At 55.5% G+C, this 20,981-nt stretch carries 33 protein-coding genes; all 33 read right to left on the reverse strand.

What is annotated here, in order from left to right; all coding sequences use genetic code 11:
- Nucleotides 1–105: 105 nt before the first annotated feature.
- The 33 genes from AOA63_RS03045 to AOA63_RS03200 all read right to left on the reverse strand — a co-directional run bounded on the left by AOA63_RS03045 (nt 106) and on the right by AOA63_RS03200 (nt 20,920).
- Nucleotides 106–1,110 (reverse strand): hypothetical protein, encoded by a 1,005-nt coding sequence (locus AOA63_RS03045; protein ID WP_053958337.1) that lies wholly within the window; start codon nt 1,108–1,110, stop codon nt 106–108.
- A 372-nt stretch (nt 1,111–1,482) separates the two neighbouring features.
- On the reverse strand, nt 1,483–2,991 hold the full coding sequence (locus AOA63_RS03050) for a zinc ribbon domain-containing protein (RefSeq protein WP_053958338.1): 1,509 nt from the start codon (nt 2,989–2,991) through the stop codon (nt 1,483–1,485).
- Nucleotides 2,951–3,370 (reverse strand): recombinase family protein, encoded by a 420-nt coding sequence (locus tag AOA63_RS03055; RefSeq protein ID WP_197648376.1) that lies wholly within the window; start codon nt 3,368–3,370, stop codon nt 2,951–2,953. The genes AOA63_RS03050 and AOA63_RS03055 overlap by 41 nt, the downstream gene beginning before the upstream one ends.
- A 381-nt stretch (nt 3,371–3,751) precedes the next feature.
- Nucleotides 3,752–4,873 (reverse strand): hypothetical protein, encoded by a 1,122-nt coding sequence (locus tag AOA63_RS03060; RefSeq protein WP_139061483.1) that lies wholly within the window; start codon nt 4,871–4,873, stop codon nt 3,752–3,754.
- Nucleotides 4,870–5,367: a DUF4365 domain-containing protein gene (locus AOA63_RS20540; protein ID WP_053958340.1), complete on the reverse strand. Its 498-nt coding sequence runs from the start codon at nt 5,365–5,367 to the stop codon at nt 4,870–4,872. Before AOA63_RS20540 ends, AOA63_RS03060 begins: the two co-directional genes overlap by 4 nt.
- Before the next feature lie 240 nt (nt 5,368–5,607).
- Nucleotides 5,608–5,820, reverse strand: a complete 213-nt coding sequence (locus tag AOA63_RS03070) for a transposase (protein WP_053958341.1) — start codon at nt 5,818–5,820, stop codon at nt 5,608–5,610.
- Between the two features lie 119 nt (nt 5,821–5,939).
- On the reverse strand, nt 5,940–6,062 hold the full coding sequence (locus AOA63_RS20340; RefSeq protein ID WP_278276928.1) for a hypothetical protein: 123 nt from the start codon (nt 6,060–6,062) through the stop codon (nt 5,940–5,942).
- 193 nt (nt 6,063–6,255) lie between these two features.
- Nucleotides 6,256–7,338: an RNA-guided endonuclease InsQ/TnpB family protein gene (locus AOA63_RS03075; protein WP_053958342.1), complete on the reverse strand. Its 1,083-nt coding sequence runs from the start codon at nt 7,336–7,338 to the stop codon at nt 6,256–6,258.
- A 162-nt stretch (nt 7,339–7,500) separates the two neighbouring features.
- The gene (locus tag AOA63_RS03080) at nt 7,501–7,713 is read right to left on the reverse strand and encodes a hypothetical protein (RefSeq protein WP_053958343.1); all 213 of its coding nucleotides are present in this window, start codon (nt 7,711–7,713) and stop codon (nt 7,501–7,503) included.
- A 46-nt stretch (nt 7,714–7,759) separates the two neighbouring features.
- Nucleotides 7,760–8,194, reverse strand: a complete 435-nt coding sequence (locus tag AOA63_RS03085; RefSeq protein ID WP_053958344.1) for a single-stranded DNA-binding protein — start codon at nt 8,192–8,194, stop codon at nt 7,760–7,762.
- 23 nt (nt 8,195–8,217) lie between these two features.
- Nucleotides 8,218–8,718, reverse strand: a complete 501-nt coding sequence (locus tag AOA63_RS03090) for a hypothetical protein (RefSeq protein WP_053958345.1) — start codon at nt 8,716–8,718, stop codon at nt 8,218–8,220.
- A gap of 52 nt (nt 8,719–8,770) precedes the next feature.
- A complete protein-coding gene (locus tag AOA63_RS03095; protein ID WP_053958346.1) occupies nt 8,771–9,163 on the reverse strand; it encodes a hypothetical protein in 393 nt (130 codons plus the stop codon).
- Complete coding sequence (locus AOA63_RS03100) at nt 9,150–9,464, reverse strand: hypothetical protein (RefSeq protein ID WP_053958347.1); 315 nt, start codon at nt 9,462–9,464, stop codon at nt 9,150–9,152. The genes AOA63_RS03095 and AOA63_RS03100 overlap by 14 nt, the downstream gene beginning before the upstream one ends.
- A gap of 11 nt (nt 9,465–9,475) precedes the next feature.
- Complete coding sequence (locus AOA63_RS03105) at nt 9,476–9,739, reverse strand: hypothetical protein (RefSeq protein WP_053958348.1); 264 nt, start codon at nt 9,737–9,739, stop codon at nt 9,476–9,478.
- Nucleotides 9,740–10,325: 586 nt separating this feature from the next.
- Nucleotides 10,326–11,225, reverse strand: coding sequence for a nucleotidyl transferase AbiEii/AbiGii toxin family protein (locus AOA63_RS20155; RefSeq protein ID WP_139061486.1), 900 nt, complete (start codon nt 11,223–11,225; stop codon nt 10,326–10,328).
- A gap of 105 nt (nt 11,226–11,330) precedes the next feature.
- On the reverse strand, nt 11,331–11,858 hold the full coding sequence (locus tag AOA63_RS03115; protein WP_053958350.1) for a hypothetical protein: 528 nt from the start codon (nt 11,856–11,858) through the stop codon (nt 11,331–11,333).
- Between the two features lie 22 nt (nt 11,859–11,880).
- Nucleotides 11,881–12,171, reverse strand: coding sequence for a hypothetical protein (locus tag AOA63_RS03120; RefSeq protein WP_053958351.1), 291 nt, complete (start codon nt 12,169–12,171; stop codon nt 11,881–11,883).
- 20 nt (nt 12,172–12,191) lie between these two features.
- Nucleotides 12,192–13,649 (reverse strand): GGDEF domain-containing protein, encoded by a 1,458-nt coding sequence (locus AOA63_RS03125; RefSeq protein WP_053958352.1) that lies wholly within the window; start codon nt 13,647–13,649, stop codon nt 12,192–12,194.
- A gap of 160 nt (nt 13,650–13,809) precedes the next feature.
- Nucleotides 13,810–14,028, reverse strand: a complete 219-nt coding sequence (locus AOA63_RS03130) for a hypothetical protein (protein WP_053958353.1) — start codon at nt 14,026–14,028, stop codon at nt 13,810–13,812.
- Nucleotides 14,029–14,043: 15 nt separating this feature from the next.
- A complete protein-coding gene (locus tag AOA63_RS03135) occupies nt 14,044–14,328 on the reverse strand; it encodes a DUF2442 domain-containing protein (protein WP_053958354.1) in 285 nt (94 codons plus the stop codon).
- 91 nt (nt 14,329–14,419) lie between these two features.
- Nucleotides 14,420–14,779 carry a hypothetical protein gene (locus tag AOA63_RS03140; RefSeq protein WP_053958355.1) on the reverse strand — a complete coding sequence of 120 codons (360 nt, stop codon included), beginning with the start codon at nt 14,777–14,779 and terminating at the stop codon, nt 14,420–14,422.
- On the reverse strand, nt 14,772–15,086 hold the full coding sequence (locus AOA63_RS03145; protein WP_053958356.1) for a hypothetical protein: 315 nt from the start codon (nt 15,084–15,086) through the stop codon (nt 14,772–14,774). Before AOA63_RS03145 ends, AOA63_RS03140 begins: the two co-directional genes overlap by 8 nt.
- A gap of 219 nt (nt 15,087–15,305) precedes the next feature.
- Nucleotides 15,306–15,995 carry a nucleoside triphosphate pyrophosphohydrolase family protein gene (locus AOA63_RS03150; protein WP_053958357.1) on the reverse strand — a complete coding sequence of 230 codons (690 nt, stop codon included), beginning with the start codon at nt 15,993–15,995 and terminating at the stop codon, nt 15,306–15,308.
- Between the two features lie 55 nt (nt 15,996–16,050).
- The gene (locus AOA63_RS03155) at nt 16,051–16,473 is read right to left on the reverse strand and encodes a hypothetical protein (protein ID WP_053958358.1); all 423 of its coding nucleotides are present in this window, start codon (nt 16,471–16,473) and stop codon (nt 16,051–16,053) included.
- A 103-nt stretch (nt 16,474–16,576) separates the two neighbouring features.
- Nucleotides 16,577–17,155, reverse strand: coding sequence for a hypothetical protein (locus AOA63_RS03160; RefSeq protein ID WP_053958359.1), 579 nt, complete (start codon nt 17,153–17,155; stop codon nt 16,577–16,579).
- A gap of 169 nt (nt 17,156–17,324) precedes the next feature.
- Nucleotides 17,325–17,873, reverse strand: a complete 549-nt coding sequence (locus AOA63_RS03165) for a hypothetical protein (protein ID WP_053958360.1) — start codon at nt 17,871–17,873, stop codon at nt 17,325–17,327.
- Complete coding sequence (locus AOA63_RS03170) at nt 17,866–18,186, reverse strand: hypothetical protein (RefSeq protein WP_053958361.1); 321 nt, start codon at nt 18,184–18,186, stop codon at nt 17,866–17,868. The genes AOA63_RS03165 and AOA63_RS03170 overlap by 8 nt, the downstream gene beginning before the upstream one ends.
- Nucleotides 18,187–18,378: 192 nt before the next feature.
- Complete coding sequence (locus tag AOA63_RS03175; protein WP_171822596.1) at nt 18,379–18,741, reverse strand: hypothetical protein; 363 nt, start codon at nt 18,739–18,741, stop codon at nt 18,379–18,381.
- A complete protein-coding gene (locus AOA63_RS03180) occupies nt 18,738–19,031 on the reverse strand; it encodes a hypothetical protein (RefSeq protein ID WP_053958363.1) in 294 nt (97 codons plus the stop codon). Before AOA63_RS03180 ends, AOA63_RS03175 begins: the two co-directional genes overlap by 4 nt.
- A complete protein-coding gene (locus AOA63_RS03185; protein ID WP_053958364.1) occupies nt 19,021–19,698 on the reverse strand; it encodes a sigma-70 family RNA polymerase sigma factor in 678 nt (225 codons plus the stop codon). The genes AOA63_RS03180 and AOA63_RS03185 overlap by 11 nt, the downstream gene beginning before the upstream one ends.
- Nucleotides 19,695–20,147, reverse strand: coding sequence for a hypothetical protein (locus tag AOA63_RS03190; RefSeq protein WP_053958365.1), 453 nt, complete (start codon nt 20,145–20,147; stop codon nt 19,695–19,697). The genes AOA63_RS03185 and AOA63_RS03190 overlap by 4 nt, the downstream gene beginning before the upstream one ends.
- Nucleotides 20,148–20,183: 36 nt before the next feature.
- A complete protein-coding gene (locus AOA63_RS03195) occupies nt 20,184–20,507 on the reverse strand; it encodes a hypothetical protein (RefSeq protein ID WP_139061487.1) in 324 nt (107 codons plus the stop codon).
- On the reverse strand, nt 20,501–20,920 hold the full coding sequence (locus AOA63_RS03200) for a hypothetical protein (RefSeq protein ID WP_053958367.1): 420 nt from the start codon (nt 20,918–20,920) through the stop codon (nt 20,501–20,503). Before AOA63_RS03200 ends, AOA63_RS03195 begins: the two co-directional genes overlap by 7 nt.
- Nucleotides 20,921–20,981: the final 61 nt, after the last annotated feature.

Consider the following 20,981-nt stretch of genomic DNA (forward strand, 5'->3'; position numbering starts at 1 on the left):
CCTCCTTGGATAACCCGAGATCGGGTCGCGAAAACAAAAAGAATACTCTCCTCGATTTTCGATTCCGAAAGGAGGAGAGCTTGTTAGCCAGGCGCACGGCATTGATTAGGCTTTGTCACGGGTTGCCGGCACGGTATACTCCCATGCATAGTGGGGCGTGCCAAATTGTTCGCTAAAGACCACCCACTGACCCGGATGCGTGTGCCCTGGCACATAGGCCATCGTCATTTGCGTAATGGGAACACTCACGTTGTCAATCAGCAATACCGTTTTCCCCGCAGCGGAATATTTTTGAGAGAACACCGCGTGCAGCGTCATGGCATTTTCCAACGTCATGAGGGTGGGAGATGGAAATCCTTTTGGCAAGGCGGCTCCTTCGGCTCCCCAATCTGGTTCTTGTACTATAGGCGTTGTAAGGAGATGGGTGGGTGGCGCAGCCATCGTAACCCATGCGGTGTAGACATAGGTGCGATTGGCCCCGAATCCGTGGGGGCCGTAATCGGTTTGTAATCCCTGAGCAACCTGCTGACTTTCCGTTTGTCCATTTAACGTTGAAGGGCCCAGCATCGCCAAAAACGCCGCCGCTGGATCGTTGCTTTCGGATAGCATGACTCCTCGGGCTGCGGCCACCACACCGGCTTGGAACACCGAAGCGGAAAGATTCGGAAATTCCCCGGCCCGGTGTAACACGGAATAAGTACCCGCCACAAAGCGGGAGACCCCTTGAATCGTGCCCGAAGTCGGAAAGGACAAATGAATTCCTGCCGCTGCCGGTGTGGGAGGGATCGGAGGCCCTCCATAGCGATGCAAGAGAGGCCCGTTGAGGGCCGGGAGTGTAAAGGTTCCGGCGAGAAATCCCGTGGTGGCAACCCCGGGAATGCTCCCCCGATTTTGCCGTAAAAATTGTGCCATGGCATATTGATTGTACTGATCCAAATATTGCACCGGATGCGTGGTGGCTAACGAAGGCGCAGGGAGCGATATGGAGATTCTTGGAGCGGTGGATTTGTTCGATGGCGAAGAACCGGGATGCTTTGCGGAAACGTGTCCACACCCCGTCAGCCCGATCATTAAGCTACTCATCAAAGCCAGTTTTCGCATGGTGGTCATGGTTATCGTGGTCTCTCCTTTATACATGGCGTGTTTATCGCACGTGCCCTCCGCAGGGGGTTCGCAAAAAAATGGCTAACAATTCGTCTACATCCCCGTAGTTTTCTGCATCAAGTTCCAATAAAAAGTACCGGTGGTGTCAGCAGTTGCCCGAAAACATAAACAAACATAGACAACAGCCATTCGTCTGACCTTTTTCTCACACTTTCGTGTGGAGAGGAGTTTGGGTGTATCCTCTTTTCGGCGTGTGGTTGATCCCCTTATCTGACAAGCAGCACCCGTCTGATCAACCTCAGAAACGCCCCCCACCACTGGGGGACTACCGAGTCGTCACTGGCGACACGATAGACCTGCGCCGTATTAGGCCTGGGCCTACGCAGGTTTTGGTTCATCCTTCTTTCTCGAAGGATACGTAAAGGTTCCGCTCCACTTGCGGTACAAGTTTATAATCCCGACAAAATCGGCATCGGCTCGATAGACGTGATCCGGATTCGAACACGTAAACGTGTGCCGTTGGCGGGAACCCACCTGCCGATAGTTAGCGGGGCAATGCGGGCACATTTGCGACGTATAGGCGGGATTGCGCTCCACCGTCAGGATCCCCTCGCGAAACGCGAGGTCCCGCACCCACTGCACGATCTGGCCGCGCAGCCAGTAAGCCCGCTTGTGGTTCTTTCGCCCAGACCGGCTCATCTTTTCTTGCGGTGCCCGGTACTTCCGCAGATACTCGAACACGATTACCTGGGCTCCGTGTTGACACGCGAAATCGACGATCCGGCGGGCAACCTGCCGCGCAGCATTCTCGTCGAGATGCCGGACTTTCTGCCAAAGGTGCACGTTGTCGTGGACATTCTTGGGCAACCTGCCGCTCTGTGCCCGTTTTTTGCTGATCGCATTGAGCAGAAGATGGCGCTTATGGTTTAGTGCGCTCCCATGGATAAACTGGGTGGCGAGCAATTGGTCGAGCCGAAAGGCTCCCATCACGGCTAACCGATTGACCCCCAGATCCACGGTGACGACAGGCAGACCCGGATTCTTCTGGAGTTGTTCCTTGGCCTTTTTGGGCGTCTGCACGTATTTCTCCAGCGGCACGTGCAAGGCAAAGCGCAGATTGCCGGGATATCGTTTGTCTCGTTGGGCATAAAGCGACAGCGACCGTGCGACCCAAACCTTGGGACGCAGCGCAGCGCGCTCTTCATCCGTCCAGGGCTCGTTCGGGGCTTTTCTTGCCTTGATCTGTGCCGTCTCTGTACGGATCCGCTGGCTTTCGGCTTGAGCGGCCCGGAGCGCTTCGGAGTCGCGCAGGGGCAATGTGATCGGCAAGGGCACTTTCTGCCACTCACCTTCGTACCACAACTTGACGGCGATAAACGTCTGTTGCACGGTGGCTTGCGGCAACAAGTCAAAGTCGGGATAATCCACCATGTCCGCATAGAAGGTGACGGGCTCGTTCGGTTCACCGAGCCGTGGCTCCCGACCTTTCTTCCCGTTTTGTTCCCACTGATTGAGCAGAACGAACCAGCCTTTGACTTTGCCCGCCGCGTGATTGATCGCCGCCCGGCGCAATCCCGTGGGCATGCCTTTCGCTTGGGGGATGGCTTCTAGGGGCATCAACGGGTGAGGATGCGCTGGGGTGGACAGGGTATGCCGTTCCGCAAGAGTGAGTAATTCTTGGTTTGTCCAGTGCCGCTCCGCTGGTTCGCCGTTTTTCTTGGTGTACGATACGTGTTCCTTAAACACGCCCCGGTGTGCCACAAAGAAGTCCATGTAAAATGCGATTACGCGGTTGTATAAGACTTGCGTTTCGACAATGGCATTTCGCTTGATGGCATGGACTTCCTTATGGACACCCAGTTTGATGGTCTTCGTGACCATCGCCATGTGGCTCACCTTCTTTCATCGCATTCACGAGGTGTTTGGTTTTCTGCCGAAATTCCTGCGAACGCTTGCCATATAACCGTGCCGAAAACACGGTAATGATCGTGAGCAGATCTTCTGTTAATTCTTCTTGCGATGTTTTCGATTCCTGAACGTGCGTGGACTCAATGGTGACGCCGTGGCTGTTCAAATATCGTTCCAGATAGCGATAGCCAAAACGTGCCAAACGATCCGGGTATTCAATCAGCAATCGTTGGAATTCCCGTTGTTCGGCCATGATCAAGAGATAATGCAACTCTTTGCGGTTTTCGTTAATCCCTGATGCTTGCTCTTGAAACACCCGCACCACGTCCTCAAAGACAAACCGAATATCCTGTGCCATCGTGAAATAGAGCGAAGTCATCAACCGGCTAGCACATGGAGTCTCCTGGCTTCAGCCGTAGGGAGGAACGGCGCAATGTCTCTTTTTTAGGTGTAAAGCGCGCACCCTGCACCACGCAATGACCATGGGGTCTATACCCTGGCATACGAACAACATCCGACGGGCGTCAGCGAGACCCTCGTGGTGCCAGATGCAGTTGCTGGACGCTGGTTTGCACAAGTTGCTGTGCCTCGTGCATGGTCATGTTGCACCTTCCTTCTGAGGGGCTCGGAGCCTTGGCCGCGCAAAAAGCAAAAATAGGGGCATCAAGCCCCGGTCCGAATGTTCGAGCTTTTAGGCCAAACTCCAACCGCTCAATCCAATGGTATCCTGCTATTCATGCTATTGGCTGGGTTCAAGTACTACTACATCACGAAGTCTCTTCAATGTATAGTGTTTTTTCTCGAGCACAAGATCTCCTACACATTGCACTAATAAGCGATCATCATGAGCTTTTGTGAAGAGGGAATAATTCTCTGCGCACACATGATCAACTGTTACTGTTACTGGATGATTATCAACGAACGCCCAAATCGATACTCGACCCATCTCGTCTTTTGGATCTCTGGATAACTTTGTAACTAACCCGATGAGATTAAAGTCTTCTACAATAGCATGATCCAGTAAAAACTCCCCGATCTTACGTATCGCCGGAGCCAATTTTCGCTCAAAGACTACCGGTTGACCGGAATTACGGGGGCTAATAGGAGACCATGATACCTGGGCCTCAATATATTGAGCGCCTTCATCCAATACGTCAGCAATAGCTTTGCATAAATTAAAACTGATTCCTTTCGATATACTCTCATCAAGCTGTGGTAAAGTTTCTGATTTAAAAACCTCTTCGGATACATTTTTCAATTGGGTCAAAGCCTGATCCAACATAATTAATACGCGACGGCCAAACGCTTCTGTTTTATAAAAAAAGTCCATTTTTTCTGGGGAGGGAACGACTGGTGACTTCACTGAAACAACGTAACTTCCATGCTCTGGAATAGCCAATTGTATTTTGCGCAAATAGTCCTCAACTATTTCTGGTCGACTTCCTGAATGGTACCTTCTAGGTGAAACTGCCGATAAGGCAACAGCAATTAACATGGACTTGACGCTTTCAAATAGTTGAACACCTGCTGTTAGAGGTATACGTCCCGTTTGTATATCATCATTAACCCAGCGAATACGATAGGAATCTACCGAGACATCCTGTAGACTTTCTAAAACTTCGACGAACGAACGGTGCTCAATTTTACGTAAAACTTCCACCACCTCGGCCATTCTCAATATGTAGTCTGCGACAGTTTGATCGAGTGGAAGTAAAATTTCCTCATCACGTTGTGCATGAGTCCATAATTCACCGCGATCAAAGGTTTGAGAACGTGTCCATCCCTTAATCTTCAAGTAGCGCTGAATCTGCTCGGGTTTTATAGCAACCAATATCTCTTTTAATGTTGTTTGATCCATCATAATCTTCTCCCAACCTCAACCCTACTTATCAGCTCATTTAATGTATCCGGATCTAAGACCTGTTCTCGCGGTATTTTTACAGTTATTGACTCTTGGTTTCGATCAGGCATTCCGTGTAATGAACACCAATAAGCCATGCACCCGAGAATAGTAGTTTCTTCCTTTCGCGAAATCGTTATCCAATCAGTGATTTCTTGTGGCATTGTTACAACCACTAGCAATCGAGGAACCATTACGTTTGTTATGCGAAGATCATCATAATTTTTTCGAGGCAACCGGAATCGAAAATTGTCATTACCATTATCTCGGCTGGTACTCTTTATTTGTAGGTCGACACGTGGCCGACTACCCGAACGCGAATAAATAGTCAAGTCAACACTGTCATCATCAACAGAGGGTCTTGCAAGAGCAAATCCTGCTGTTGAACAAATAATTTTGACATACGCGAAGGAAAGTTGTTCCATCCGTTGATTAATTTCCATTAACTTTGTCATGTTTTCTTTCACCCAAAATACTATTTGGGTGGAGGTTCGCCATTTTCACAAAGATTTCCTTCTAATAAAACCACCGTTCAACGCATTTTTTCGGGGTGCGTTCATTTCACACCTCCTTTCCAGACCAAACCGCCGCACTAAATCCCGCAAAAAGTCGCGCCAGACTTCAAAACTTTCGGCTTGACCCCCGCTCAAACTCCGCAAGACTTTCTGCCCATTTGGAACAACACCCCACGCGGCTCAAACGGTTTCATCGGGGGATCCGGAGCAGCGCATCGATCTGTACACGGCATCGAGAAATAAATAGAGAATCGGAATATCCGCAAGCGATCGGCATTGAAAAGCTTCGGACTCAGACCACAAGGCATCGGTGACTTCACTGATCACGGTGTGACTCCATAAGCGCTCTCCTGTTGACGTGGTCAAAGCCGCCTCGATGCCGCGAGTGGACAAACCCCCGGCAGTCCATCTCCCTAGCCAGGCGGTCCACGGTTGGGGTTTCCGTTAACCCCTCTTGGATGGCGGAATGAAAGGGTTCCGGAGTATTGAGGACAGGACACGAGGGCGCATGCTTACTCCTCGGGAATCAGGCGAATGATTAGATGCGCAACATGAGGTTGGGGCCATGCAATAGCTTGGATTTGCACCTGGCACGTGCGTCCGGTTCCCGTTTCGGTCCATTCGCGGAGCACCATAATATCTCCCACCCGGAGCCGCTGGGAATCGGGGCACCAGAGGTCACAAGTAATTTGCCCCGCACGAATGGCCTCCCAGTGCGGGGGGTAAGTGACGACTCCCCACGCCTAAAGGCGGGGGCTTCTCGGTTCATTTCGGCGGCGTATGCTCCGACCGATCCCCGAAGGCTCCGTCCGAGCCTGACCAATTGATTTAGACGACCAACGCCCGCTTGAGGATGTTTTGTGCGGCGTTTATGTCTCTGTCTTGAACATACCCACAATGTTCGCATCGGTGCACACGGTCAGACAGTTTCTTTGGGACGATTTCACCGCAATTTGAGCACAGTTGACTCGTGTTCTTTGGATCAACGAGTACGACACGACGACCAGCTTCTTCCGCTTTGTACGTGGTGTACTGCACAAGTTGATTCCACGACGCATCCACGATGCTTTTAGCCAGGTGATGATTCTTCACCATTCCCTGCACGTTCAGGTTTTCAAAGGCCATGAGTCCATACCCGTTGACCAGTCTTCGCGAGACTTTGTGTGCATAGTCCCTGCGTTGATTCGCAATATGCTCATGCACTTTAGCGAGTTCACGAATCGCTTTACGACGTCGAGAAGACCCTTTCTTCTTGCGCGATACGGATCGTTGTTTTTTTCGTAGTTTTCGTTCGGATTCACGCAGAAACCTCGGATGTTCGTAAAACTCCCCGTCGGACGTAATCGCAAGGTGTTTAACACCCAGATCGATGCCGACGGTTTTATGGGACTCTGGCAAGATATTCGGTTCCACTTCACACGATAGGCAAGCGTAATACTTCCCGTTTTTCACAACGACCGTACACATTTTAATTTTTCCTTGCGGCTGACGATGCAGTTTGATTTTGACTTCGCCAATTTTTGAAAGGACTAACCTGTTACCGTTGATCGAATAGCCGCCTTGTGGATACGTAAACGAATTGTATCGACTGACCGATTTGAAACGTGGATAGCCAGGTTTCTCCCCAGTCTTCACACGCCGAAAAAAGGCTTGAAATGCTTTGTCCAGTCGCTTTACCACATCCTGCAATACCTGCGAATGAACCTGTTTTAACGCAGGAATGTATTTTTTACGCTCAGTTAACGTGTTCGCCTGATTGTAGTAATTCAACGTGGTTTTGTCAGTGTTATAAGCAACCCGTCGTTCGTCAAGAAGACGATTGTAAAGCAGGCGACAGCGTTCTAGGGTGAATTGAATTTTCGCCTCTTGTTCTTTCGTAGGGTAGAGCCTATACTTGTACGTTTTCCGCATGATCCCACCTCACTTTCTTATTCTCAGTTTGTTGTCTAGCGCCTTATATCCCCATGGCTAAAGCCAGGGGTTTTACGGCGCACTCGATAATTTCTTCGCGCATCCGCATCCGCCCTCTCTTCCTGGAATCCCATCGGTCCCTGTCTTAGACGGGAAGCGGCGTTAATCAAACATTTGCACCCGGGTGATAATCACCTCATCTTCGAGATCCGCAATCATCGCAATGGCCCCAATCACTTCGACCTCATGCTCGCGAATCCACCTTCGCCACGCATCGGGATCGTCCGTCTCGGGGCACCCTTCATACAAATGCCGGAAATCCTCCGGGGCAAAATCAAAGGCCCCGTCCACCTGATAGGCGACATTGATGGTCATGATCATCATCCTTTCGTGGCACGACCATTAAATCATGGCCATACTATTAAAATGGCAAATCGTCCGGCACCATGGAATCCGCATCGCCGGGGGGCGTCAAATCTCCCGAGGGGTTTTCTGCCGGGGGAAGATCGGGCGAGGAGTCACTGGCTCCTGCATCGTCCCGCCGCCCATCGAGAAATTGCACGCTATCCGCAATGACCTCGGTGATCCATCGCCGGCTCCCGTCTTTAGCCGTATAGGATCGCACCTGGAGGCGTCCCGTCACCGCCACTAACCGCCCTTTGCGCAAATAATTGCCGACGTGCTCCGCGAGCTTGCGCCAGGTGACAACCGGAATGAAATCCGCATCGTATTGACCTTGCGCGTTTTTATAGGGGCGGGGGACTGCGACCGTAAACGAGGTCGTAGGGGTGCCCTGAAACGTATATCGCAACGCGGGATCTTGGGTGAGCCGCCCAATGAGTTCGACTTGATTCATGTGTGAACCTCCTGCAATTCGGGTTAATGCCCCGCGAACGGGGCGAGATCACGGATTTGCCGGACAATCTGGTTGGCGATCTCGGGCGGGGGAGCTTGGTCTGTGCGGAAGATGGCATCCACGGGCCACGGCAACACACGTTCTCCCCGGTCATACGCCAGACAGTTCTGCGCCACCTCATAAGGCGATTCATCGAACGGCCAAGGCCCCCGATGATCATCCCGAGCAGGGCGGGATCGCCATCGGGCTTGGAGCGTCGCAGGATTCGCCGTGAGCCAAACACGCATCACATAGCGAGGCGGAGACAGGGTCCACACCACTTGTTCACGCCAGTTATAGCCCGTGGAGACCCAAATCCCCACGTGGGGAGGGGTGAGTTCAGGGGCATCCCATGCCCGCCACACCCGTTGCGCCCAGTCCCAAGCCACATCTTCGTCATCCGCTACAGATCGGAGCGTCTCAATCTCGACCACCGGCCACTCCGTGAGCGCATGCACCGCGAAGGCGGTGGTCGTTTTGCCCACTGCGAAATTCCCGCACACATGAAGAACACACCATCACCATGACCTTTCGGATCTAGAGAGCGGAAGGCCGGGGCAGTACCGCATCGGGCATGGTCATCCACAAGACCAAAAAGTCATCAGGGATGCGTCGCCACATATCACGGGGAGTCCGGATATACCAACTGTCGCCCCATCCATCCTGCTCCCAGTACGACACATCCCAAATCCATCGAGCAACCACCCGGCCCGTCAGATCCCGATACCAGAGATGCACGAGCGCATCGTGATGCCACGTAGTCCGTTGCACCCGCTCGGCAAAATCGTGCCCGGGATCGCCCGCTAAGGAATAGGCCCACCCCGGCTGAGGTCCGGCAGGATCGGACAATCCCAAGGGACACCGCGTGGCCCGTTGGGTAATAAGGTGTATTTCATCTAAAAAGTGATCAAAAGCCTCAACAATCGTCATCCGCAAGCTCCCCGTTCCAGCGACAGACCATTTGAACCGCATCAATGCACCCATTGGCCTCATCCCAGTCCTCCGGGCGAGAGGCCGCGGCCCGCCGGGCCAATCCCGCGTCTAAGCGGGCATCACAGGCCGCATTCCACGCATCGGCACCCGTCGTTGACCGGGCCATCTCCCGCAAGACCTCTATCTCCTGCCGAAATCCCCGGAGAAAGGCGGCCTGGGCCTCGGGAGTGGGGTGATACCGCTCCGCCCGTTGTGGGGCCACCGTGGTGATGAGCCAATCCCACATCGTCACGTTCATTCGCGTTCCTCCTAGCAATGCTCAGAATCCCCGAGGGCTCCGGACCCCCGCGTGGCGTGATGCCAACACCGCATGAGCCGATGGGCGGCATCGACTTGCTGCGTGGTGACGAGATAACGCAGAGCGTGGTGAAGCAGATCCTCGTGGTGGTGGTGCACTAAGTCCGTGACCAATTCCTGCAACAACGGTGCGTTCTGGGAGGATTGCGCCCAGTGGATGGCTTGCTGAACCAGGCGGTCGGTTCGGGATGGGGGAGAAAGGGAAACAGGGTTCATCGCGGGTCTCCTTTCGTGGACAGAAACGAACGATCAGGAGTGCGGGGGCGATGCCAACCGCACATAGCCCGTTTCGCCACAACATGCGGCACACCGTTGCCCATCGACCAAGGGGGCGGTGGCCCCGCACGTGGCGCAATACCGAGGGGCGGGAGGAGGCAAGGGCACGCGCCGATGGTTAAATCGGACGCAAGATTCACAGAGAGGATCACTCACCCCCCGGCCTCCATCGGATAAGGACCGACCGCATTGAATGCAAAACTGGTGAGACATCTCTCATCACCTCTTCGGTATGCGTTTCTCCGAGGAAGGCGGTCATTGCCATCCCCCGGATTTGCCAGACCTCTTCGAGGACGAACACCGCCTCCGATGCAGCGAAAAGACGGGAAAGGATTGGGGAAATACCACAAAAAAACCGCCATCCTCATCACGTTCGGGAAGGGATGCCGGTTTTTGCGGGTTTTGCGCACTCATTCGGGTTTCGTGCTCCGCACCATTTCAATTATCCGTAGTATAGATCCCGCCTCTGCACGCTGTCAAGGGTATGATTTACGCATAAAGCCACGACTTTAAGGTCTGGGTTGGTTCAGGTGTCAATGTGTGTTTGGATGTACGCTCTCACCGCGTTCGTGAAGAATTGCTCAATGTCGTGCCAAGACCAGTCCCGAAACAATAACGGTTCGGGTTCGTTGACGGCATCCTGAAAGTATGTCAAACTGCGCAAGAGGTGACCCGTACTCAACCCCGGTGCTCTCTGAGTGGTAATCTTGATCCAATCCGCTAATGACCAACCCGCCTCATGGAGTGCATAGAGATCGACAAAATCCTTGCGGGCCGCCCGTCCCGACACGGCGTTACATTTCAATGCCACAAGAGATGGAATCGAAGCCAGCTGGCATCCTTCAAAGGTGTCGCCCTCATCTAACTGAATCCCTCTTTGCCACAAAAACGAGACTTTGACTCCTTGCCATGCCACGTGAAGACTCCCAACCGTCTGTTCGTAAATGTAAACACTCGGATCCCGCCGAATAATTTCGGCACGAATGGCCTCCATGTCTGGGGGGATGGGGGTCATAAAATCTAAATCTTCTGATTGCCGATGCCCGAGATACAAGGCCAATGCGGTGCCCCCTGCTAACATAAAGTGCGGCAACGAAGCGAAAAAAGGTCCTTCCTGGTGCAAAAGATTCGCGGCTCCAGGAGCTAAAACTTCGGGTCTTAACACACGAGGCACCTCCCAATAATCTCGCCAAAATTGTCGTACAGAATCAGGTAAAGCGCGTGAACGATGAAGCACACGATGGACGCGATCCGATCCATACAGCACAAACATATCGTGCCAGTCTTGAATAGATCCGAATTGCAACACGCGCGCAATAATCCAATCCGCATGGGATTGCCAGTCTATCGCACTCCGCGCAACATCCCAAAACATGGCGGAATGCGATAATCGACGTTGAAGCACTCGTTTTCGATGCCAGGGCATAACGTTTGATGACAATTTCACCACGATGCCTCCATCTCCCGCCTCAAGTCATCGGGAACTTTTCCCTTATTATATCCCGGTACGAGGTGTTCTGAATCGCGATGGTCAATGAATAACAAACACCGGACTGGTTTCCGTGACAATTTGTGCGTGGGGGCCAAAGAATTGCACAATAATCCGGACCCGGGCCCCTTGCAGAGCCATCGGAATGGCCAACGTATAGGCCCCTTGCGCATTGGTGCCCCAATATTCCGTGGGATACGAGGATGGGGCATAGTTAAAATTCCAAAGCGTGATACTCCATAACGACCACGAATCCGCCGGCCAGCTCATGGTGAGGGTGCTCCCGGGTTCCGCAGATGCCAAGCCGCCAAACTGCACGGGCACGGGAGTCCGATCCTCGGCCGGAGACGTGGGGCGAAGGGCTTCGGCCCATCCGGAACCTCCTCCATCCTCCGTGGGGGACGGATGGGACCGGGCACTGGCAGGCGATGCCGAATGCGCCTTCGAGGAGGAAGCCGATACCATCGGAGCGACCACCGGAGTGGAAGGGGGAGCAGACTCTCGGCCACATCCCGCCAGAGCCAAGCATCCCAGACCCATCAGTATGCCAACCCGTTGCCATTGACGCATATCACATGCTCCTTTCGTGGGGTTATGCCGTCACCAAACAGGGCACCCCAAATAGCTCCGTAATCCGTTGCGCTCCAGCCACCACAGCGGCTTGGGGGGTGGATGCCCCCGTACCCGAAAAGGGAGTGTCCTCTAAGGCCCACCACCACGTGGACCCCCGTTGCGCCACCCGCAGAGTCACGGTGGTGCCATCCGGGGTAATGGGAATCTGGGCATAGACGGCCTCCGTGGTCGTCACGAGCGTGGGGGCAATCCTCCCCCACGCCGTTTCAATCGCCTGGGGCCATGATCCTAACGAGAAAGATGATGCCATGATGATGTCCTCCTTGACAATTAGCCATGGGTATGCGGATGCACACTGACATCGCCCGTCCACGGAGCCGAGAGCTCGGAATTCCCCATCGGGTCCGTGGCGGGAAATCGGGAGCCTCCGGTCACGGGATGCGGTTCGGAGTCTTGCGATCCTTGCCACCACGCCTGATGCCGTCCATGCGCTTTGGCTTGATAGAGACCCTGATCCGCGTGTTTCACGGCATGGGTCAAATCCCACGGATGGTGGGTGACACTATACGCTCCCATCGATGCCGTGACCGCCAAGATTTGCCCGCTCTCCAATCGCACGGGTTGGGAGATCGCGCGCCGAATGGTTTCGACACGCCCCGGGGCCGCGGCATCGGGCATTTGCGGCAACACCAAGACAAATTCTTCGCCCCCCCACCGGCCCACCATGTCGGGCCAGGGGGCTCGATCTGTCCGACAGGCTTGCCGAGCGCGTTCCGCCACGACCTTGAGCACATGATCCCCGACATCATGCCCCCAAGTATCATTGACGTGCTTAAAGTGATCGATATCCAATAACGCGATGACGGCGGGTAATCCCTCCGTGGTCACTTGGGCCGCGTACTCTTCCAAGGATCGACGATTGGGTAGCCCCGTCAGGGGGTCTGTGCGGGCCGCTTCGCGCTCCCGCTGTAACCAATATTCTTGTTCCAGCAACCGCCGCTGTTGCGTCAGCTGGGAAGCCATCCGATGCACAATCACCATAATCAGGGCCAACGCTCCCCACGACCAGACGGGCCACGCCCCAATCAACAAGAGCGCAAGAATGCTTTCGACCACACTGACGGGGATGGAATCCCACCAAATGGTGCTACGCCACAGTCGCTCCGCGTCCCGCTGAGGTAACAGCGGGCTGAGCAGAAAAACCCCCAAATAGTTATTCGCCGTGATCACGGCGATCACAGCCCCCGCCATGCGACCGGCTTGGTGCATCCACGTCGGATCTCCCGGGGGCATAAGCCCGCGCCACCACCAGAGCCATCCCAAAAACAACACGGCGGCGGTGGCGTTTTGCACGTAGGGCACCCACGATTGCCCCATGCGTTGCAAATGCTGAGGGGTGTCATTCACTAAGACCGCCCACCATCGCACAAGAGGGTGCGTGGGATGCCGCTGGGCCACACGAGGACCGGCCCAGCGATACAGGATCGTGGCTGCCCCGTGCCCGAGAGCCACCCAGGTGGCCACGCCCATCCCCCATCGCACCCAAATGAGGATGTACAATGCCGGGACAAAATTATGCACAGACCGCTCCCGGGTAAACGAGAACGAGGGCACCGCCAAATATTGCCACCACACCGTGAAGAGCACTAACACGCAGATGGTTCCCCATGGTACCACATTGCGCATCTGCCACGCAGGAGCCGCGAGATGTACCACACCCCATCCTACAATGGCATAGGCAACCCCCGTCCCCAACACCCGCAGGACACCGAGTACATTTCCACTCATCGGCTTAAACCCTTTCTGAATCACACCATCTTGACATGGTTACCCCAATACCTGAACCAGGATCAGCGAAGCCCTTGGCCGTTCAGCCGGGCATCGTGTCCGAAGGGATTCGAGATCGAAGGGCCACCATCAAATCTCCGGTTTTCTCTCCCGCCTCTATTTACTTTGCTCCTTTTCTACAACGGGAATCCGCCCGGGCTTCGGGTCCGGGACGCCCCACCACCATATGGGGCCATCGGTGGCGGGAACAATCCATTGCCCGGTGTCCGTTCCCATGGCGACAAGGGGGAGGGATCACCTCAACCGTTTCCCGGTGAAGCGGCAGATCATCGGGTTCCCACGGCTCATCATTGAGCCACTGGGCGGGGAGCGTTCCCATGGGGCATGCACCCCGCTATGACAGATGCATAGGTTGATGATGAGCTGGGCCATCCAGTGCGACCCAGGAACAAACGCCACACAATAATTGCGGGACCGATATATCTTCGTCAATTTCCGGCCATTGCAAAAATTGCCCACCACCCCAAATCTGACAGTTTTGTCGTTGAGTGGCTGATGCTGCGGCAAGTCGGGGGAAGCGATGAAGGGGAAATCGCAGTTCCCCGTGATTCGATAAGTGAATACACAATTGTTGAGTGCTTTCGTCAATCTCCACAGCAATGGCGACGGGTCGATGCATAACAGCACACCTCTTTACTTGTGCATCGTTTTTTGTTCCCATTTTACGCGTTTTTCGTAACTCCGATGCATTGCGATGTCGGGAACCCTGTTTACCCCCGAAGCGATCCCCCGTTTGGATCGCGGATCTCGGCGAGCTTCCGTGTCATCTGCCACCAGTCTACACAGGCCTGGGCTAACGTGGGAGGATCTTGCGCGCTCCACGCCTGCACCATCCGATGATGCGCCACACGCCACGCCCGGAAAGTCTCCCACTCGGATCGTTCCACGAACTGCCACCACGCGGCGGATCGGTGGGCGAGCGTGGCATCGACCCGGTGCTCGGTTTGCTGGATACAGGCCATCGCGACATCCGGGTCCCACGGTCCGGCTTGCCAGGGAGCCCGAACCCATTGGCGAGCTTGTTCCACGCAACGGGAGGTCGATAACGAAGATGCTGATGGGTTAATCATGATCTCTCTCGACAAACTGGTGAGGATGGTGACCGAGCGCGGGATCGGGCCAAAATGCGTGCCACAACGCATCCCGCACGGCCACGGGCGAGGCCTGCGGATCGTCCACGTGGAAGCGATACGCATATTCGTCGGTGTCATAGACGTATTGACACGGATCGGTGCGGTGTCGATACAGGGATACCACATCATCCATCTCGGGGCGACAAGATGTGCCCAAGCCCCATTCTCCAACGCAGACGTAGTCGTCTAAGTGCCACGGATCCCGATAGCTTTCACTCATCTCAATCGGGTCGAGAATCTGCATACGAGGTCTCCTTTCTTACGAACACATTTACGGGTTGTCCTGCCATGTCTTGGCATCGCGGATCTTTCCGGTGCACGCCAAACATACCGAACCCCATTCGCGAGACTTTGATGACGCCGCGAGGATATTAGTCGGTAATCGTAAGAGTTTTGACACCGAAGCGGTTAAACGGGATTGAGGGAGCGTTAATCGGTCGGAGAGAATATTGTGATAGCAGATTTACTCCGATTCGGAGTGAGGGTGTTGCAAGGCCGTATGGCGGGGCGCGCGCCCCATATTTTTGTGATGGACGGCGTGAAACTTTTGGGAGATTTCTTCAGGAGTCCAGCCACAATGCACGGCAGTGCCCAACCACAGGTATAAGAGGTCCGTCAGTTCTTCGGTGAGGTGCTCCCAATCGGCTTGGGTAAACCCCGTGTGATCGGCGCCCCGAGGAGCTTTCGTCACCACTGAGGCGATTTCGCCCAATTCTTCTTGCATGAGGGCCAAACGGAGCAACAATTCGTCCCGGGTTCCCGTAGCAACCGGAAATCCATGCCGGGCGTGAAACGTCTGCACGGCATTGTAGGCATCGGATATCGTCATGGGGGAAGATGCTGACACTAAAGCAAAACGCACCATCAGATGGTCGTAAGCTATGGGAAACGTGTGATGGCATGCAGGACAGATAACGGCCTGGTCGATTTCAGGAGCAGGATAGGGAAAGAGGTAAGAGCAACACGGGCAGCGGATGTCAAAGTGTTGGGTCACGAGTCCGTGGTCCGAGAGAGCGACCAGTGTGTCAAACACGTCTTGCGGGTCAGCCTGCACAGCCCGGGCTATCACGCTCGGTGTCAGGAAACAGGGCGGATCAACGTTGGAAATGTCGCGGAGAAAGGTGAGAAGGTGCTGAGCGAGAGGATTGTTCATGCGTTTAACCCGTCCTTTTTTCCCAAATGGTATGGTTATTGCCTTTTATCTTTTATCATGAGTCCAAGGCAAAGTCCGCGCCGTATCCGCAGACCGCCTGACAGAGGTTCCTTGCGGCATCCCAGTCCGAGGACGTACCATCCGAATGCACGTGCACCTCGGGAATGTGGTGTTTAATCGCCACGAGCATGGCCGTCACCGCCAGATCATATGGGCGATGCCCGGTTTTACAACAACTAAACGGGTCGGGCGATTCTCGGTCGAACCGAAACGTTTCATCGTGTTCACCGGCCTCTCGATTGCCATTAAATGCCAGCTCATCGGGAGTACACGTCAGCGAGCCCGTTCCATCCCATCCTGCCACGGCAATGCCTTGCGCCACGCACGCCGCAAGAATGCGTTGGGCGTCCGTGATCATGTGCCCATAGGCCACTGGATCAATCGATGGCGGGCGATCCCAATAATGGGTGTATCCCAAACAAATCACCTCCTGGTGTGAAATTAGCAAAACGCTTCATACGATGGGAGAGGGGCATTGAGGGATACCGGCCCATGCATTACATCACCGTAATCCGCTCCATTCATTCGCCCGAAACGTCATGGGATTTACTGTTTAGGATTAATCCCTGGCAATCAATCCACCCTTGACCCCATCGGGCGGATGCCCGATCCTGGGCCGCGGTGTCAATGGCCACGCGCAGATACAAGATGCGCCGTTCCAGTCGGAGCCAATCCCGCACGGGGCGCGATGGCCATCGCACCAACGTGCGCCAAAAATCGGGAAGCCAGATGTCTATGAGATACGATTCGAGGGCCCATGTCGCGAGATTGGCATACGGACTCCAATCCAATCCGCCCCAAAACCACAAGGCTTCGCGGATGGCCACCTGCACATCCGGAGGAGATGCATCGTAGTGCGTCAAGTACTGCTCCCACACGTCGGGGGCACTGCACAACAACCACGGGCCCTCCCACACTTCCGCACGGGGGGCGTGGTGACAGGCTTGGTGCAATTGTTCCCATGTCGCGCGCGTCCCAGGTAGAGGCTGATGCCACAGATCGTCTCCCGTGACTTTCGCAATCTCTTGTCCCATCACTTGTCGCAGGGCAACGAGCGACCATCGAATGGGAATCGTGGAATGCAATGGGGAGGCACGCATTTTCTTCCTCCCGATCCTCTCGCAATACAAATACGCTCTGACCCCAACCCTAAGATGATGAATGGGCATCTCCTATCGTTGGCGTTTCCACGGATCTTGAACCACAAAACGGGTCACGCATGGTATCTCTCCCGTTTATTTCGTCTAGTTTGTTTTCAGTAGGAAATCCTCACAAACTCCGAACGGAGCGAGATCCCCACATTCCCTGGCGCACCAGCTGGCGGGTGGCGACAATCCGCTCGGCAGGGGTCAGTGCAAACGGGGTCCACGCCGGATATGGAGGAGCGTCACTCTCTCCATCCGGAGACCACGCGCTCAATGCGGATGCGACAAACGATCCCTGAATCCGATGGCTCGGGCGGGCTAAAGCTCGCCACAACCGAATCGCATACGCGACATCCTCTCCATCATATAACACAATGCCCGGACAAAACGGGGCAGAGGGCGGGATGTGCCAGAGCGAAGCCAGAGATGGGGCATCAATGGCCCATCCAAGAATCAAGCGGGATCCCCGCCACCATCGGGATAACCCCCGAATATGCACCGTCATCACATGTTCCAACGGAGTCGTAGTAATATCCGCCCGATGATCCCAGGGGCCTTGCACCACGATATGAGCCGGAACGCCCGGGGCATGTGGGTCAGCCATTGCCCGCGCCAGCGTCATCCACGCCCCCCAGAGATCGGGCACCCAGAGCACTCCGTACCATTTACTCAAAGCGCACCACCTTCCGAATCCCTAACTGGCGCATCCAGTGCATTAAGGCTTGGCGATGGACTCCGCACAATGCCGCCACGGTAGTGGCCGAGCGGTGATTCAGTTGGTCAATTAACCACGCTCGCAACGCGGCATCATCCGCTAACCCATAAGTCGTTTTGACCAGGGACTGTTTGGCCTCGGAGGATGCGCGCCGGGCACACGCCAGAGAACAATATCGTTGCCAGCGTCCGTGATGGCGGGCCGGGCGAAACGGGGTCTGACACCGGGCACACCGGGTTGGGACCGCATCGGTGATGAGGTGATATGTCACAGGCCATTCTCCTTTAGTCTAGTCGCACGAAATGCCGAAGATGGTGGTCGATTAGGGATTCCACCGCCACCAAAACCACTGCGACAATCCCACGAGGGCAAAATATACCACGTTCAGTCCGAACAAGACGGGGGCGTGTCGGTTTGGATCTTAAGATGGTGCCCCCAGACCGTTCCCAATCCCCAGGGGTTCTCACGATCCGGGGGGGCCTGCACTCCGAGTCGCATCCAGGTGTCCCAACCAATCCGCCAGGGCTTGAGTCACCCACGCATCATCCCAAGGGCCATCTCCCCACGTATCCCACCACGCATCCCGATGAACCGGAGACATACGGGACAGGGTTCGAGTGATCGTGCCCCATAGCACGATGGCTCGGTGCAACGTGGGGCCATCCCACTGGGATGAGGGGGAGCCCTGTCCGAGACGCAATCCCCACGCCCGCAACCGGGGAGGATTGGGCCATCCCACATCTTGCAAGGCCGACACCACCCGGCGCAAAGTCTGGCGCATAGCGGGCACATCCCACGCCAAGGGGTTGCTGGCGGGAGGCATCACGACTGCGCCCCCGCCACGGCACACCGCCAATCCCACGTTTGGGCCGCCACCGCACAGGCGGCATACATCGCCGCCTTGGGAGTGGGATAGCCCACCCCTTGATACGGAGTGTGTCGCCAGACCCACGCCCAGACGGATCCCTGTCGGCCTATCCATAAGGTCCGGCTGACTCCTTCTCGGGGGAAGGGCACCTCACGGTATTCCACCGCATCCGGCCCTAATGTGGTCGGAGCTACAACCCCCACCCCCGTGTGAATGACCCAGGGCCACGACATGCTGTCATCGGTCACAAGCGATCACACTCCGTTCGATCTGCCGCACCTTGCGTCGAACGCGTTGCCAGGCGTTGTCGATTTGGCGATTCGAACAATGATACCGGGACTGGATTGTGGCATAAGAATCTCCGGCGACTCGGTGCCACAGGACAATCCATTCCCAAGGCGTCAGGCGGGCTTGCCATGCCGCCAACCGCGCTGTCCGGGTTTCTCGAGCGCAGAGAGCGTCCAAGGGATCTTGCGTGGGATCGGCCACCCGGTCTTCCCACACAGGACTATCGGGATCCGACCCCACGGGGGCGGCTAAGGAAATGGCAGTATTCAAGGGCAGATGTTTATAGCGCGTGGCTCCTCGTAGCGCGGAATGGCAATGCGTTCGCACCACCCATTTGGCCCATGTTCCAAAAAAGATGCCCCGCCCCGGCTGAAACGTTTGGACCGCTTTCCACCACCCGATGCGCACCTCTTGCACCCAGTCATCCTCTTCCCATTCCTGGGCATAATACGCACGGGCTATGGGTAAGACCCAGGGGGAGGAGAGAGTCCACAAAAACTCAAGACTGGATTCGTTCCTTTGAGCCCGGCGCACCACTGCATGGATCCGCCACCACCGCCACGGAATGACCCGAACCCGCTGGGGTCCACGATGCATGCGCGCGGTGATGGCGGTAAAGGGTTTCACCGACTGCGGGGCAGGGATGCTCCTCCAATGAGTCCTCCCAATGCCCCTAAGAAGCCTCCCACGAACGGAGCAATAAACCAGTGCACAATACTAAACGTCGTAATCAGCCCGGCGCCCGTGGCTCCCGCCAATCCGGTAGCGTTGCCCATGGATTGAAACAGCACGGTCACGATGCCCAAAAAAATCGTGTTCAGAATGGCTCCGATCAAATCCACCAAGGCTCCCACCAGCACCCCGATTCCCACGGCATATCCGACCGGGCTTTCTCGGGACGTGAGAGCCGAAGCATTCCACCGACTCCAGAGAATCGGCATGCTAATCAACACGATCCACCCCACTAATCCGTTAATCAGAGGCACCCGTTCCGCGATAAAATATAACACGATCCCCAACCCGACAATGGCGGCAAAGGGATGGGTATTTTTCCACCCCATCACGCGATCAGACATAATAGTGTTCCTCCTTGTGTGTTTTTTGGACTCCGTTCACCGCACCCACGGGCCGGGAATGACGGTGCCTCCCATGGCAGGCCGTGGGGGTTCCACATCCGGGGCCATGACCCCATCCACCACTTCCGGATGGCCTGTTGCCGTGGCCAGATCCCGCAGGGTTTGCACAATTTGTGCATCGTTCCAGCTTTCCCAATCGGGGGGGAGCCGTCCGGCTAATTCCGCTTTGCGCACAGCCCGCCGAAACGCGGCGGATTGTTCCCGGTCCCACGCCGCCGTTTGCGCCAGGACATCCCACACCCCCGACACGCACACTCCTAAGCCGCTTGCCAAAAACAACACATCGCTCCAATTCACCATAACCCCTCCTGTTCTCGGGAGCGCGCCACGGTAATCGTGCTCAACCGCGACCGGGCCGTTTGAATGTCGTGATCACAGGTAGCCGGAGTGACCACGCTGACGTGACCCGCCCAGAGATCCACCCAACTAATAAAGGTGCGCCAAATCACCTCGTTGGCACTATTGACCGCCCCCACGACCATGCCGGTGGGCCCCACCGATACGATGCGCCCCCGCCATTGCGTAGGGCCGTGCCGAGGATGTCCCGCACGCCATGTGATGGGGGCCTCGCGATCTTGCCAGGGGGCCAACACCCGACGAAAATACCGATTAATGCGATCTATCGTGACGCGAGGAGTGACTCCCTGCCATTGCCGACCTTGCACAATGGCGGCATCGTGTTGGGCGTCATCCCAAGCGGCTCGCAACGTCATGCCACACGCCTCCTGTCTGGAGAATGGATGGGGGAGAACCCCCACACAAAACCCCTGGGCG

It is taken from the genome of Sulfobacillus thermosulfidooxidans, assembly GCF_001280565.1.
Taxonomy (GTDB): Bacteria; Bacillota; Sulfobacillia; order Sulfobacillales; family Sulfobacillaceae; genus Sulfobacillus; species Sulfobacillus thermosulfidooxidans_A.

Bases quoted from the DNA above. Each gene is read 5' to 3' on its own strand.
- AOA63_RS03045 (WP_053958337.1), bottom strand. From the start codon at position 1,110: ATGACCACCATGCGAAAACTGGCTTTGATGAGTAGCTTAATGATCGGG.
- AOA63_RS03050 (WP_053958338.1), bottom strand. From the start codon at position 2,991: ATGGCGATGGTCACGAAGACCATCAAACTGGGTGTCCATAAGGAAGTC.
- AOA63_RS03055 (WP_197648376.1), bottom strand. From the start codon at position 3,370: ATGGCACAGGATATTCGGTTTGTCTTTGAGGACGTGGTGCGGGTGTTT.
- AOA63_RS03060 (WP_139061483.1), bottom strand. From the start codon at position 4,873: ATGATGGATCAAACAACATTAAAAGAGATATTGGTTGCTATAAAACCC.
- AOA63_RS20540 (WP_053958340.1), bottom strand. From the start codon at position 5,367: ATGACAAAGTTAATGGAAATTAATCAACGGATGGAACAACTTTCCTTC.
- AOA63_RS20340 (WP_278276928.1), bottom strand. From the start codon at position 6,062: ATGGTGCTCCGCGAATGGACCGAAACGGGAACCGGACGCACGTGCCAG.
- AOA63_RS03075 (WP_053958342.1), bottom strand. From the start codon at position 7,338: ATGCGGAAAACGTACAAGTATAGGCTCTACCCTACGAAAGAACAAGAG.
- AOA63_RS03080 (WP_053958343.1), bottom strand. From the start codon at position 7,713: ATGACCATCAATGTCGCCTATCAGGTGGACGGGGCCTTTGATTTTGCC.
- AOA63_RS03085 (WP_053958344.1), bottom strand. From the start codon at position 8,194: ATGAATCAAGTCGAACTCATTGGGCGGCTCACCCAAGATCCCGCGTTG.
- AOA63_RS03095 (WP_053958346.1), bottom strand. From the start codon at position 9,163: ATGACGATTGTTGAGGCTTTTGATCACTTTTTAGATGAAATACACCTT.
- AOA63_RS03100 (WP_053958347.1), bottom strand. From the start codon at position 9,464: ATGAACGTGACGATGTGGGATTGGCTCATCACCACGGTGGCCCCACAA.
- AOA63_RS03105 (WP_053958348.1), bottom strand. From the start codon at position 9,739: ATGAACCCTGTTTCCCTTTCTCCCCCATCCCGAACCGACCGCCTGGTT.
- AOA63_RS20155 (WP_139061486.1), bottom strand. From the start codon at position 11,225: ATGCCCTGGCATCGAAAACGAGTGCTTCAACGTCGATTATCGCATTCC.
- AOA63_RS03115 (WP_053958350.1), bottom strand. From the start codon at position 11,858: ATGCGTCAATGGCAACGGGTTGGCATACTGATGGGTCTGGGATGCTTG.
- AOA63_RS03120 (WP_053958351.1), bottom strand. From the start codon at position 12,171: ATGGCATCATCTTTCTCGTTAGGATCATGGCCCCAGGCGATTGAAACG.
- AOA63_RS03125 (WP_053958352.1), bottom strand. From the start codon at position 13,649: ATGAGTGGAAATGTACTCGGTGTCCTGCGGGTGTTGGGGACGGGGGTT.
- AOA63_RS03130 (WP_053958353.1), bottom strand. From the start codon at position 14,028: ATGGGAACGCTCCCCGCCCAGTGGCTCAATGATGAGCCGTGGGAACCC.
- AOA63_RS03135 (WP_053958354.1), bottom strand. From the start codon at position 14,328: ATGCATCGACCCGTCGCCATTGCTGTGGAGATTGACGAAAGCACTCAA.
- AOA63_RS03140 (WP_053958355.1), bottom strand. From the start codon at position 14,779: ATGATTAACCCATCAGCATCTTCGTTATCGACCTCCCGTTGCGTGGAA.
- AOA63_RS03145 (WP_053958356.1), bottom strand. From the start codon at position 15,086: ATGCAGATTCTCGACCCGATTGAGATGAGTGAAAGCTATCGGGATCCG.
- AOA63_RS03150 (WP_053958357.1), bottom strand. From the start codon at position 15,995: ATGAACAATCCTCTCGCTCAGCACCTTCTCACCTTTCTCCGCGACATT.
- AOA63_RS03160 (WP_053958359.1), bottom strand. From the start codon at position 17,155: ATGCGTGCCTCCCCATTGCATTCCACGATTCCCATTCGATGGTCGCTC.
- AOA63_RS03190 (WP_053958365.1), bottom strand. From the start codon at position 20,147: ATGTCTGATCGCGTGATGGGGTGGAAAAATACCCATCCCTTTGCCGCC.
- AOA63_RS03195 (WP_139061487.1), bottom strand. From the start codon at position 20,507: ATGGTGAATTGGAGCGATGTGTTGTTTTTGGCAAGCGGCTTAGGAGTG.
- AOA63_RS03200 (WP_053958367.1), bottom strand. From the start codon at position 20,920: ATGACGTTGCGAGCCGCTTGGGATGACGCCCAACACGATGCCGCCATT.